At 34.6% G+C, this 13,442-nt stretch carries 12 protein-coding genes; 6 read left to right on the top strand and 6 right to left on the bottom strand.

Annotated elements, in window-relative coordinates; genetic code table 11:
* Nucleotides 1-81 precede the first annotated feature (81 nt).
* A complete protein-coding gene (gene ccmE / locus ACQH1V_RS05785; RefSeq protein WP_425360149.1) occupies nucleotides 82-522 on the top strand; it encodes a cytochrome c maturation protein CcmE in 441 nt (146 codons plus the stop codon).
* 14 nt (nucleotides 523-536) lie between these two features.
* On the opposite strand, the gene ACQH1V_RS05790 is transcribed toward ccmE, so the two are convergent.
* The gene (locus ACQH1V_RS05790) at nucleotides 537-737 is read right to left on the bottom strand and encodes a palindromic element RPE2 domain-containing protein (protein WP_157905692.1); all 201 of its coding nucleotides are present in this window, start codon (nucleotides 735-737) and stop codon (nucleotides 537-539) included.
* On the opposite strand from ACQH1V_RS05790, the gene ubiE reads away from it, so the two are divergent.
* The 3 genes from ubiE (at nucleotide 708) to xth (ending at nucleotide 3,826) form a co-directional block, all read left to right on the top strand.
* Nucleotides 708-1,472: a bifunctional demethylmenaquinone methyltransferase/2-methoxy-6-polyprenyl-1,4-benzoquinol methylase UbiE gene (gene ubiE / locus ACQH1V_RS05795; protein ID WP_425360150.1), complete on the top strand. Its 765-nt coding sequence runs from the start codon at nucleotides 708-710 to the stop codon at nucleotides 1,470-1,472. The two genes, ACQH1V_RS05790 and ubiE, sit on opposite strands and share 30 nt — an antisense overlap.
* Entirely contained in the window at nucleotides 1,469-2,851 is a 1,383-nt protein-coding gene (gene ubiB / locus ACQH1V_RS05800) for a 2-polyprenylphenol 6-hydroxylase (protein ID WP_425360151.1), read from the top strand. Before ubiE ends, ubiB begins: the two co-directional genes overlap by 4 nt.
* A gap of 186 nt (nucleotides 2,852-3,037) precedes the next feature.
* Entirely contained in the window at nucleotides 3,038-3,826 is a 789-nt protein-coding gene (xth, locus tag ACQH1V_RS05805; protein ID WP_341749045.1) for an exodeoxyribonuclease III, read from the top strand.
* 440 nt (nucleotides 3,827-4,266) lie between these two features.
* Here xth and ACQH1V_RS05810 read toward each other — a convergent pair whose 3' ends face one another.
* From ACQH1V_RS05810 to ffh, 5 genes are all read right to left on the bottom strand, one after another.
* Nucleotides 4,267-5,313 carry an IS110 family transposase gene (locus ACQH1V_RS05810; RefSeq protein WP_425360152.1) on the bottom strand — a complete coding sequence of 349 codons (1,047 nt, stop codon included), beginning with the start codon at nucleotides 5,311-5,313 and terminating at the stop codon, nucleotides 4,267-4,269.
* A gap of 585 nt (nucleotides 5,314-5,898) precedes the next feature.
* A complete protein-coding gene (locus ACQH1V_RS05815; RefSeq protein WP_425360153.1) occupies nucleotides 5,899-6,930 on the bottom strand; it encodes a hypothetical protein in 1,032 nt (343 codons plus the stop codon).
* A 53-nt stretch (nucleotides 6,931-6,983) separates the two neighbouring features.
* Nucleotides 6,984-7,616, bottom strand: a complete 633-nt coding sequence (locus tag ACQH1V_RS05820; RefSeq protein ID WP_425360154.1) for a hypothetical protein — start codon at nucleotides 7,614-7,616, stop codon at nucleotides 6,984-6,986.
* A gap of 891 nt (nucleotides 7,617-8,507) precedes the next feature.
* Entirely contained in the window at nucleotides 8,508-9,368 is an 861-nt protein-coding gene (locus ACQH1V_RS05825; RefSeq protein WP_425360155.1) for a DMT family transporter, read from the bottom strand.
* A 377-nt stretch (nucleotides 9,369-9,745) separates the two neighbouring features.
* Nucleotides 9,746-11,098, bottom strand: a complete 1,353-nt coding sequence (gene ffh, locus ACQH1V_RS05830; RefSeq protein ID WP_425360156.1) for a signal recognition particle protein — start codon at nucleotides 11,096-11,098, stop codon at nucleotides 9,746-9,748.
* A gap of 192 nt (nucleotides 11,099-11,290) precedes the next feature.
* On the opposite strand from ffh, the gene ACQH1V_RS05835 reads away from it, so the two are divergent.
* Together ACQH1V_RS05835 and ACQH1V_RS05840 are read left to right on the top strand one after the other, a co-directional pair.
* Nucleotides 11,291-12,007 (top strand): hypothetical protein, encoded by a 717-nt coding sequence (locus ACQH1V_RS05835; RefSeq protein ID WP_425360157.1) that lies wholly within the window; start codon nucleotides 11,291-11,293, stop codon nucleotides 12,005-12,007.
* 349 nt (nucleotides 12,008-12,356) lie between these two features.
* Nucleotides 12,357-13,358, top strand: coding sequence for an NAD(P)/FAD-dependent oxidoreductase (locus ACQH1V_RS05840; protein ID WP_425360158.1), 1,002 nt, complete (start codon nucleotides 12,357-12,359; stop codon nucleotides 13,356-13,358).
* The last annotated feature ends 84 nt before the right edge of the window (nucleotides 13,359-13,442 follow it).

Here is a 13,442-nt window from a genome sequence, read left to right on the forward strand (position 1 = left end):
ACCTGTTTGCCTTCTTGGCTCTTGGCTTATTGTTAGCAGCAAGTTGGATAGGTTATAATAAGGTTAAGGTTAGGTTAGTTAATGCAAAAAAGGGTAAAAAATAGATTAAAAATTATATTATTTTACCTATTATGCAGTGCCGGAGGGGTATATATGATATTATATAACCTTGAAGATAATATAGTATTTTTTTATCCTCCATCAAAGATTAATGAGTTAAAACTTGGCAAAGAATTTAGGGTAGGGGGGTTAGTTAAAGTAGGTTCAATTAAAAAAATTACGGCTGATAAGGTGCATTTTGTCATTACCGATGACATTAAAGACCTAGAAATATCTTACCAAGGGGTTTTGCCCGCTTTATTTCGTGAGAGGCAAGGGGTAATAGCTGTCGGTAAGCTATTAGACAACATATTCATAGCTCGTGAATTGTTGACTAAACATGATGAGAATTATTCTCCAGCCCAGTATATATATTCAAATGAAAAGTTGATAGAAAAAGATGGAAACATAAAATTTAAGTGACGTTTTTATGCTGCTTAATACTTATAGAATAAAAATTGTAGGGTACTATAGTCAATTGATGAGAATTTGGTGACGTCGTTGCTCAATGCTCGCCTATTACTTATAGGCGTCGCTCCATCGTTTCTAGCCCCAAATTCTCCTGAATTGACTAAATAATGATTTGCAATATAAACTCGTAGAAATATATGGATAATAATAACGACTTCCCTGGTCAAGTAAATTTCGGTTTTTCCAAAGTGTCCTTTGAGCAGAAAAGAGATATGGTTAGAGATATTTTTTCTAGCGTTGCTAATGAATATGATGTAATGAATGACTTAATGAGTTTAGGGATACATCGTCTATGGAAAGATCAATTTGTTAGACAAATTCCTAATTTAGCATCAAATATATTGGACGTTGCAAGTGGCACCGGTGATATAGCTTTTAGGATAATAAAGCGAGCTAAGGAACAAAATATATTACCCCAAGTCACTTTGTGTGATATAAATTTAGACATGCTGACGATAGCTCGTAATAAAGCTGTTGATAGTAACATATTACATGGATTAGAGTATGTCGTAGCTGATGCGGAAAAATTACCTTTTCCTGATAATAGTTTCGATTGCTATACTATAGCATTTGGTATTAGAAATGTGTCAAAAATTGACAATGCCCTAAAAGAAGCTTATCGCGTACTAAAGCCTAAGGGCAAATTTCTATGTTTAGAATTCTCTAAAATGCAATATGAGGGGCTGAAGCAATTATACCAGTTTTATTCGTTTAATATTATTCCTAAGATTGGTAAAATTGTAGCAAACAACGAAGCAGCTTATCAATATTTAGTAGAAAGTATTAGTTTATTCCCAGATCAGGAGAATTTTGCAATTATGTTAAAGGATGCTGGATTTAGCGATGTTAGTTATAAGAATCTTCACTTAGGAATCGCTGCTATTCATAGTGGTTATAAATGATTAGCTTATTATTGAATTTTTTGCATATATTAAGAGTGGTAAGCAAGCAGCAAATTCTGACTTATCCAGGTACCATAAAATTACCATCTAGGTTAAGAATTCTTGGTTGGATGATAACCATAATAGTTTATCCGATTGGTTTATTTAAACTACCAAAAGACGATTTTGGTATGAGGTTAACTGATTGTTTTAAAAAATTAGGACCTGTTTATATAAAATTTGGGCAAACTCTTTCCACCAGACCAGATCTCATCGGAGTTAAAATTACTAACTACTTGCAATCTCTACAAGATAAGTTGCCGCCTTTTAGTAGCGATATCGCACGACAAATTATTGAGGAGTCTTTTGGACAAAGTGCCGATGAGTTATTTTCCGCCTTTGAGGATATACCAGTTGCGGCGGCTTCGATTTCTCAAGTACACAAAGCTAGGCTGAAATCAGGTGAGTTGGTTGCGGTAAAAATATTACGCCCTGAAATTCATCACACATATAATAAGGATATTAAACTTTTATATATTCTGGCTAGGCTAGTAGCAAGAATATCGACAAAATTAAAAAGACTACGATTAGTGGCAGTAATGGATGTATTTAATGCTACTATGAAGTTTGAGCTTGATCTACGTTTAGAGGCAGCTGCCGCCTCAGAATTGTTTGACAATTTCCAAAATGATGTTGATATATATATTCCTAAAATTTATTGGCAACTGACGCATGAATATATAATAACCACAGAATGGGTAGATGGAACATCAATTTATGCTCGAGATAAGCTGATAGAACAGGGCTTAGATCCAGCTAAAATAGCTCAAAAATTTGCTATAATGTTTTTTAATCAAGTATATAGAGATGGTTTCTTTCATGCAGATTTGCACCCTGGCAATATTCTAGTTAGGTCAGATGGTAGCATAGTGTTACTAGATTTTGGTATTATGGGTAGATTACCTGATAAAGATAGAATGGCAATTGCTGAGAGCCTATTTGGTTTTTTAAGTAAAAACTATAAGCTAGTAGCACTTGTCCATCTTCGAGTTGGTTATATAGATAAAAATACCGATCTTGATCTTTTTGCCCAAGCCTGTAGAGCAGTGAGCGAACCGATTATAGGATATGCTGTCAAAAATATTTCTATAGGTAAGTTACTTGCCCAATTATTTAAAATTACTGAAGATTTTGGTATGGAGGTGCAACCACAATTGCTATTATTACAGAAAACTATAGTAGTAGTTGAAGGGGTGGGACAACAGCTCGATCCAGAAATTAATATGTGGCAGCTTATAGAACCATGGATCAAGAAATGGGCGGCTAAAAATCTTAGCCCAGAGGCAAAGGTGATTAGGTTTTTAAAGCATTTAGTAATTCACCTTACGCATGGTATTTAAAAGTTACATAGAAAATAGCTTGGCGTCATTGCGAGAAGCTACTTTAATAGCATTGAAGCAATCCAAATGGATTGCCACGACCACTATGTGGTCTCGCAATAACAGATAACGTCATTGCGAGGCGGCGTAAGCCGACGAAGCAATCCAGAAATGATTAGTAATAGAAATATCGGAAAGATTATGTAAATGAAAATAGTAACTTGGAATATTAACTCTCTACGTTTGCGACTTGATTTGCTTAAGAAGCTAATTGATCAACATCAGCCTGATATTATATCTCTCCAAGAGACCAAAACAGTTAATGAGTTATTTCCTCATCAAGCTATTAATGATATGGGTTATAATCATATATATTATTCAGGGCAAAAATCTTATAATGGAGTAGCAATTTTATCGAAAATTCCTATTACTAATAGATTCTCCCTTGAATTATATAATAGTGATAAAAGGCATGTAGCAGTTGAAGTTCTGGGTATAGAAATCCATAATTTTTATGTACCAGCTGGTGGAGATATAGCTGATGTAAAGATCAATGAGAAATTTAAACATAAATTGGCATATTTAGAATTAGTACAACAATGGTTGACCTATAATCGTAGTAAAAATAGTAAGATGATCATAACCGGAGACTTAAATATCGCACCATATGAGCATGACGTATGGTCGAGTCGTCAATTGCGGAATGTTGTTAGCCACACAGATATAGAGCGGTCAACCTTGTTGGAGTTACAATCTTCCCTAGGTTTTATCGATAGTAGCCGTCATTTCGTGCCGTATGATCAAAAATTTTATACTTGGTGGAGTTATAGAAACATAGACTGGCAAAAATCTAACCGGGGACGTAGACTAGATCATATTTGGACTAGTTGTAACTTACAAGATAAGATGTTATCGGTCAGCTCCTTATCAGAAGCTAGGGGATGGCTTCAACCTTCTGATCATGTGCCTTATTTTTTAACACTAAATATGAGGTAAATATAGCTAACATAGGTCATTGCGATACTACATAGTGGTTGTTGGATCGCCACGCCACTTCGTGGCTCGCGATGACGCATAAGCGTTAGTTTAAGAAAATAAAGTAGAAAAGCTGTCTATTACTCGATAATCAAAATTTGTCATATATGGACGAGTGAATTTGTCAACAAAGAAAATAAAAAAATAGAGCCACAAAGGAAGCGGTCATATATTCGGCATCAAGTGCCATAATGGTTTCTGCATTCTTATAAATATCCTTGAGTGACCTCTCATTCCCACGGCTTCTAGAGCCTCGACATAATTACGGATTTTATTCAGAATACTTATTCATTAACTCTTTAACTTTCGTTCTCTTTATTGTTACTATTCTTTACTCACAATATTTATCAATTACCAATTTTTATTTAGTTGACATAGTTTCTTCTTTTTTTCCAACTAAACTAATTTGCAACATATTCGCTACCATTGGTGACTACTGCATAAGCAATCCTTGCTAACTTATTTGCTAAACCAACACATATAATATTATATGATTTATTTTCAGCAAATTTCTTCACTGCCCACTGCACTAGTTTATCTTTTGATTCCTTATCACTTTTTGCTCTTATTGCTATTGTCCTTGCGGCTTGAATCAACATAGTTCTGGCATATCTATCTCCTTGTTTGGTAATCCCTCCTAAAACTATCTTATCTCCTGAGCTATGTTGTTTTGGTACCAAACCAAGCGAAGCAGCAAAATCCCTCGGGGTTGGATAACTTTCCATTGGGGCTACACTCAAACAACTAGCATTGATTGCTCCAATGCCAAAAATTGTCTGCAACCTAGTAGCTTTCTCACTTTGCTTATTATTGCTGATAATCAGCTTTTCTAAAGTTTTTTCTTTGTCATATAAATCCTCAATTTCTTTACATTCTAAAAGTAAAATTGACCTTATCCCAGAATTTATATAACCTTTACTATACGCTAACTCTACCTCCAGCCTACATGATTTGCAAAATTTATTTTTACTTAATTTTGTATTATAGCCATATTCACATAAACTTGATATTGTAGAATTAGTTTTTTGCACACGATCTCTGATCGTATTACTTCTAATTTTATGCAAGAATTTTATATCTTGTTCCTCCTTGCTTTTTAGTAGCACAGTTTTTAATTCTGGATCACGAGCCGCTTTGCATATTGCTAACGCATCGTTATAATCATTTTTCTGTTTCGATGTAGCATAAACTTTTACATCTTTTTTTTTCATTAGTTTGACTTGCAAACCAAGCTTAGCAATTTCCTGTGACCAATAATTAGCTCCTCCACATGCTTCCATAGCTACCAATGAACTTTTATCGAGATTGCTTAAATAGGCTATTAACTCATCTCTTGTAACTTTTTGGTAACCTATTTTTTTGCCATTTTGATCGACTTGCATCAAGTGCATACTATTTTTTGCTAAATCTATTCCTATTATAGTATTTTTTATGCTATTATTTATCATGGTATGGACCTATTAATTAAATTATTATTTAATTTGGAGCAGCTGAAAACTATTTTTCAGCTGACTCCGTACAAGTAAAGCATATTTCGCTTCACTCGTCCATACCATCATTCCCGCGTAGGCGGGAATCTAATACTACAGTTGTAGTTTAGATGTGAGCATTCACGATTTTTTTGTGATGAATAAAAAAACCTGATCACCAAGCGTCATTGCGAGGAGACCGTAAGGTCGACGAAGCAATCCAGAAAAGCGATTAGAAAGGATTGCCATGCCACCTACGGTGGCTCACTAATAGACAACTTTTCTACTTTATTTTTTTAAACTTAAGAAAATAATTCGTCATTGCGAGCCACCGTAGGTGGCGTGGCAATCCATTCCTAATAACTTTTGTGGATTGCTTCGTCGACCTACGGTCTTCTCGCAATGACGGTTTTTTAATTATTATTTTCTTAAACCAATGCTTATGCAGTGATGACGGGTATAAACGCATATGTCATTGCGAGATCACGCAAGTAGGTCGTGGCAATAAATGTATGGTCACTCTCTGGATTGCATTCGTCAGGTTACAACTTCCTGATGAGACAACTAGCAATATGACTCTATCTCTGGGTGGAGTCCTATCGCTGTTGTCATATCTAAGTATGGTGGTTCATTAGTTGTATTCCCCCCCATCTCTATGGTCACCCCATTACAAGGTTCTGCCTCTATCACATATACACCGCACTGGTCATATTCGTCTTCAACTACAACTGCAACTGCATCTTTAATAGGCGGAGTTGCTGGTAATGGCTTTGTTGTTGCTGAAGGCGTACCATATATAGGATTATATTTATTTTGCTCTTCATTTCCTAAGGTTTGTTGGCATGCTTCTAAAGGTTTTCTCGTGTAAACAATCACCCTGCCTTGAGGTATATCATTTGGCATATCTGTCGTAGTTGTATCGTTATCATCTTCAGTACAAAGACATGCCATAATAGCTGCAAAACCAACAAAGCCAGTAACGCAAATACCGACAAATGTTCCCAATAAAGCTTTTAGTAGTGGCGTTGTTTCTACCTTAGAAGCAGTGTGGCTCTCAGGAATAGGCTCTTCATTAGTATGAGTAGAATTTTTTTCTGTAACATTAGTATGAGTAGAATCTTTTTCTGTAATAGTAAAGCCCCTCTCTGTAGTAGTAGATTTGTTATCAATATTTTCTCTATTCTCTTTTACTGCATAGAAGATTTTTTTTAATAGATAATCCTCTATATAGTTATGATATAGCGTCAGTTCATTAATGTTAGAGCATTTTTTAAGATATGGTAATATATCTTTTATTATCTCTTCGCCCTTTATCCAGTTGAAGTCTAGATTCAGTGTATTAACATTAGTCCCTGCTAATGCGTCCAACAAATGTAGTGTTCCCTCTCCTTTTAAGAGGTTTCCATGTAAAGAAAGGTGAGTAATCTTAGTACCTGCAACTGCTTTCCCAATCTCTGATGCTCCTTCAGATGTTATTTCATTATATAGTATCCCTAATTTTTTAATATTAGTACCCTCAAGAGCGTTTATAAGTTCTATTGCTCCTTGGTTTCCCATACCGTTACTCTCAAAATGCAACTCATACCAATTTAGCATCAAACCAATAATATTACTAGTATAACTTAAAAGGATATCGAGCAGTTATATTGTTAATTAGATGGTGGTTTGGTATCAGTAATTTGAGGGTTTTTTTCAAGCATTTTTTTAAGAGATGTTAGGTTTGTATACTTTATGGGGGTACGGTTCACAAATAATTTAGTAACAGCTGGATTCTCTGTAATTTTTTTGCTAATATTTTGTATATTTAACTTAGGAGAGTGAATAAACAGCTCGTTTCCTTCTGCTACGTGGTCATCTTCTGCTGAATCTACTGAACTTTTTGTTACATGGTCATTTTTTGCTGAATCTGCTGAACGTTTTACCTTTTGGGGTAATTTAGAACTTTGTTCTTTGGATAATGGGTTATTAGCAGCGTAAGCAACTAAATGGAGAATATTGTTAGGCAAAGTAGATTGGTGACCTATCTTGGATACAGCATTGGGATTATTTGCTGATGAAATACCATTAAGCAAACTGTTAAAAGCAGCAACAAAACCCCCCAAAACCAATCCTACTGTTCCTGTAGGAGAATTAAAACGCCCACCATCTATAGGCTCTACCCTAAATTCTGGGTTTTTTTCAAAAAAGCCAGGAGGAAGCTCTGTACTAAGAATTTCCTGCAAGTCCTGCTTTTGAGCTTCATTAAGAGGTGTATTATTATTGTATGTAACTTTTTTACTCATTACTTTTTCTCCTTTATTTATATTACAAATTGTTGAAAATGCTGTAGTCAATTAACCTGAATTAGTGCCAAATAAGCACCCATCGGGCTGTCTATTAGCGAGGAGGCGTGAGCCTACGAAGCAATACATTTTAATCGTTTTTTTGGGTTGCTTTGTTGCCACTAAAGTGGCTTCTCGTAATGATGCTGAGGCTAAATACTAATCGGATTTATAACGTTGCCAATTCAAGTTAATTCACTATATTAGGTAAAATAATACTGATATTTTAATATTTAGCAACTTTTATGTAATATATTTTGTTCCGTAACATTAAAATACAATAGATTTTTTGTAATATAATCTGGAAATATATAGTCAATTCAAGAGAATTTGGGGCTAGGAACGATGGAGCGACGCCTATAAGTAATAGGCAAGCGACAATGTCCCCAACTTCTCATCAATTGACTATAGTTGCTCATTTGGCTATAGATACGCTGTAAAGATGAGAGATAAATAGAAAAATTATAGTCAATTTTATGTCATCCCTGCTTCGGTGTGGGGTCTAGTACAACTGTTGAAAGTTAGAAGAGGAAGCGGTTTTAGACCGGATAGTTTAAAAGTCGTATGTGGTCAACGTCATTGCGAGAAAGACCGTAGGTCGACGAAGCAATCCATAAAAGTAACCAAAAATGGATTGCCACGACCACTACGTGGTCTCGCAATGACAGAAAAGCTATCTAAAACCGCTTCCTTTGTGGCTCTATTTTTTTATTTTCTTTGTTGACAAATTCACTCGTCCATATATGACAATAGTGGGTGGGAATGGCAAATTACTTCTTATGTCGTCCCTAAGAAATTACAGAACTATAGTCAATTGATGAGATGGAGATAATTTATATTTTAAATATGTTCCTAAAATTTTGCTTTGCTTTCTGATTGTGATTTTTGTTTCCTGGCTATATATATTCCACTTGAGATTATTATTATTGCTCCAACAATTGAGAAAATATCTGGTATTTCTTGCCAAATAACTATTGTTAAAATTAAAGAGAACAAAACACTGCTATAAGCTAAAATACTTATTTCAGTAACTAAACCAATTTTTAATCCTTTATTTAATAATATTTGGTGTAAAAGCATCAACAGAGCATTGATTGATAGCATGATCCAATCCTTTGAAGATACTTGTGTTATAGCAAAATTCATTAAAAAAGGTAACATACTAAGAGAAGCTATCCCAAAATAATATATTAATACTCTATCTGAATTCTCTATTTTCAACAAACTTTTTGTTGATATGAGAGTTAGTGCCATAAATATTCCACTAAATAATCCAAAAATTGCTCCCAAATTTATAATTTCTCTTGATGGTTTTAATATTAATAAGCACCCAATAAAGCCAATTATCGCTAAAAATAATAGTTCTTTGTTAATAGATTTATCAATAAAAATGCCAGTTATTAGTAACACCCAAAGTGGAGAAAGATTTGTAAGTATACTGACATTGAAAAGAGACAAGTAATTTGCTGATAAAAACACACAATACCAATATGCTGTACCTAATAATCCCCTGCTAATTAATGCCCAATAATGTTGCGACACTATTAATCTACCATGAGACTTTATAACTTTTGGTAAAAAATAGATAGTACAAAGAAAAAATTGGGAAAATACCACTAAAGAAACAGGAGTACTGCTATCAAGAGATTTTACTATACTAGCTTTTATTGCCCCAAGTCCAAATGCACTTAAAATATATAATGTTGCTTTCATATGGTTAAATCGCTAAGGTTTGTCTAGTACTACAGTTGTAGATTAAATGTGAGTGTTCACGGAAAAAAGGTTAAAGTATAAGATGTCATTGCGAGGAGAGCGTAGGTCGACGAAGCAATCATAAAACTAACCAAAAATGGATTGCTACGCCACCTACGGTAGCTCGCAATGACGATTTTTCTACTTTATTTATATGTCATTGCGAGGAGGTCGCTAGACCGACGAAGCAATCCAGAGAAGTGATTAGAAATGGCTTGCTTCGTCGACCTTACGGACTCCTCGCAGTGACGCTTGGCGATCAGATTTTTTTATTCATCACAAAAAAATAGCAAAAAAATTGTGAACGCTCACATCTAAACTATAATTGTAATACAGAATTATGGTTTAAATAAATTACCTAGACCACTACGCATTAGGCTTTTGGGGTTCATATTGCTTGCCTTTTTCATAAAACCACTTATTTGCTTAAATTGTTTCAATAGATTATTGACTTTCTGAACTGATGTTCCTGAGCCTTCAGCAATACGCTTTCGACGTGAGGCATTCAGCAAATCTGGTTTTCTTCGTTCTTTTTTGGTCATTGACAAAATTATTGCTTCTTGGTGGTCTATTAATTTGCTACTTAATTTCGATTGATCGACCTTATCGATAATTTTATTAATGCCAGGTAACATATTTATCATACTGCTCAATCCACCTAGTTTTTTTATACTCCTCATTTGCGTTAGGTAATCTTCCAAGTCAAATTTACCTTTTTTTAGTCTAGCAGCTGCTTTTTCCGCCTCTTCCTGATCTATTAGGCTACTTGCTTTTTCAACAAAGGAAATAATATCTCCCATATCTAATATTCTCGAGGCGATACGTTCTGGATCAAATAACTCTAAATCTGCCAATTTTTCACCAGTACTTAGGAACTTAATAGGCTTATTGGTAACATGCTTAATACTCAAAGCCGCTCCACCTTTAGCATCACCATCAATACGAGATAAAATCACCCCGGTAATTCCTAGTTGTTGGTCAAAATTGCTAGCTATAAGTACTGAATCTTGCCCTGTCATTGCATCAACCACCAGAATTATTTCCTTTGGCTTTACTAAATTTTTTATATTTACCGCTTCTTGCATCATTTGATCATCGATTTGCAACCTACCTGCCGTATCATAAATAACGACATCATAGGCGGCTAATTTTGATTCGTGCAAGGCTCTTTTAGTAATATCGATAGGATTATGGTTGGGGATAATAGTTAAACTATCTACCTCTATCGATTTACCAAGGATGGTTAGCTGCTCCTGAGCAGCAGGACGATAAGTATCAAGAGAAACTAACAACACCTTTTTATTCTGATTTTTTAGCCTAAGTGCTAATTTAGCACTGGCAGTAGTCTTCCCACTTCCTTGCAGCCCAACCATCAAAATATTTACCGGAGGGGCAGATTTAAGTTGTAATACACTCTCCTCTGGAGAAGAGGATAATATATTAATTAACTCATTATGGATAATTTTTACTATCATCTGCCCTGGAGAGACTGATTTTATCACCTCCTGCCCCATAGCTTTTAACTTTACTTCAGCAATAAAGTCCTTAACTACCGGTAGTGCCACATCTGCTTCAAGAAGGGCAATCCTAATATCACGCATAGTATCGTTTATTTGGGCTTCAGATAAAGTGCCGCTTCTTTTGATACGATCAAAGATTTTTGTTAGATTTTGAGTTAATGTTTGGAACATAAAATTTAATAAGTTACTTTAATTTTATCATTCTAGCATATTTACTAAGAAGCACTAAGCATATTAGCAAAAAAAATATTATAGTCAATTGATGTCATTATTAATTTTCAAAAAATACTTTACACGTAAAACAAAATATTGTCTTATATAAAATGTATCGTACATTTGTTAAATTTTTATAAGGTAAATTTTATGGGCAAATCCACTACAGAACTCAATAGAGTTATCAAAGCTCTAAAAGCAGGAGAAAATATTGAGAAGATAGATTTGTATAAGAATAAGATAGGCAATAAGCAAATTGGGTTACTGGTACAAGCCTTATTGGAAAACAATACTGTAAAATGTATAAATTTAGATTGCAACGAAATAGGTGATAAAGGCGCTATGTTAATAGCCAAACTATTAGAAGGCAATAAATTTATAGATAGAATCTATTTACATCATAACAAGATAAGCAATAAAGGTACAAAATGTTTAATACAAGCTTTAGAAAATAACGACCGTATATTGAGCCTTGACTTGTCCGGAAACAAAAAGATAGGGCTTGGTCTACAACAAGATGTAATGAAGCTATTACATAGAAATATATTAAAAACTGTAGAAACATTACCCTATCAGAATGAACAAGTAGATCAGGCAAAAGAAGATAGTGTATGGCTATGGTTAATGAAAAAAAATACCCCTTCCATTTCCTCTGCAATGCAAACACAGTCGCTAGACAAAAAACTACCGCCTATTGTGCAAAAGTTAAAAGAAATGCAGCAGCAATTAGGAGGGATTATAGAAGAAATAGAAGCACTCTTACAACCCCCCGCCTTACAAGAGCAAATTTCTCAAAATGCATCGTTATTAGGTAATATAAGCCTAATAGTTCATTCAGATTCAACAGATTCTGTTAACGTTGTTTGACTTAGATAGTCACCTACGCGGGAATGATAACTTATGGATATACGGTCTTTCTCGCAATGACACCAAGCTATTTTCTATGTGACTTTTAAACGCCATGCGTAAGATGAGAAAATATATATAAAACATTTATCAAAAGGACACAATTTCAAATTTTAGCGTTATTAGTTGATTATTTGTCCATTCTAACATATAGTCAATTGATGAGAAGTTGGGGACGTTGTCACTCGTCGCTCGCCTATTACTTATAGGCGTCGCTCCATCGTTCCTAGCCCCAAATTCTCCTGAATTAACTATAATATCCTGGTATCACTAAGAGTTTTACGATTTTTTATTTATAAAATTTTATTTTATGCACAATACTGATATTATAATAATTGGAGCAGGACCAGTTGGGTTATTTGCTATTTTCCAAGCTGGGATGCTTGGTATGCGTTGCCATGTTGTTGACTCACAGGAAATAATAGGCGGGCAATGTAGCATACTATATCCAGAAAAGCCGATATATGACATACCAGCCTACCCTAAAATTATGGCAGAACAGTTGATAGAACAATTGGCATTACAAGCTAATCCGTTTAATCCGGTTTATCATCTCAATCAGCAAGTTATACAATTGAAAAAAGCAGATGACTATTTCCAAATCACCACTTCTAAAAATGTCACAATAGCTGCTAAAGTTATTATTATTGCTGCTGGCTGTGGTTCTTTTGGACCTAACAGACCTCCACTAGTTGGTATAGAAGCATTTGAAGGAAAATCAGTATTTTATTTTATCAATAACCGCAATAGTTTGGCTAACCAAGAAATCGTCATAGCTGGTGGCGGAGATTCGGCTGTAGATTGGGCAATATCACTCTGCGAAATTGCTAAAAAAATATATTTAGTACATCGGCGTGAGAAATTTCGAGCAGCTCCTGAAACTATAAGGCAACTCAAAGAATTAGCCGATAATGGTAAAATTGAGTTGGTAATTAATTATCAACTAGACCATTTAGTAGGAAAAGATGGCATCTTAGAAGCCGTTGGAGTAAAGGATTTCGAAGGAAATATTCGTACCTTACCGGCAAATATATTACTGCCATTTTTTGGACTTACCCAAGAACTTGGTCCGATAAAAAATTGGGGATTACATGTTAAAACAAATCATATAATTGTCGAGCCTGGTTATTTTGAAACAAATATTCCAGGTATCTATGCAATTGGTGATATTGCTAGTTATCCAGCAAAATTAAAATTAATTCTTAGTGGTTTTGCAGAAGCAGCCAGTAGTTTACATCATGCCTATAGTAGGGTATTTGAAGGTAAAGCCTTACATTTTGAATATTCGACTACCAAAGGACTGCATAAATAGGCTACGCAACTTTTATAGTAAATTGATGGGAAGTTGGTGACTTTGTCGCTCAATGCTTGCCTATTAATTATAGGCGTCGCTCCA

Source organism: Candidatus Tisiphia endosymbiont of Ceraclea dissimilis (assembly GCF_964030735.1).
Taxonomy (GTDB): domain Bacteria; phylum Pseudomonadota; class Alphaproteobacteria; order Rickettsiales; family Rickettsiaceae; genus Tisiphia.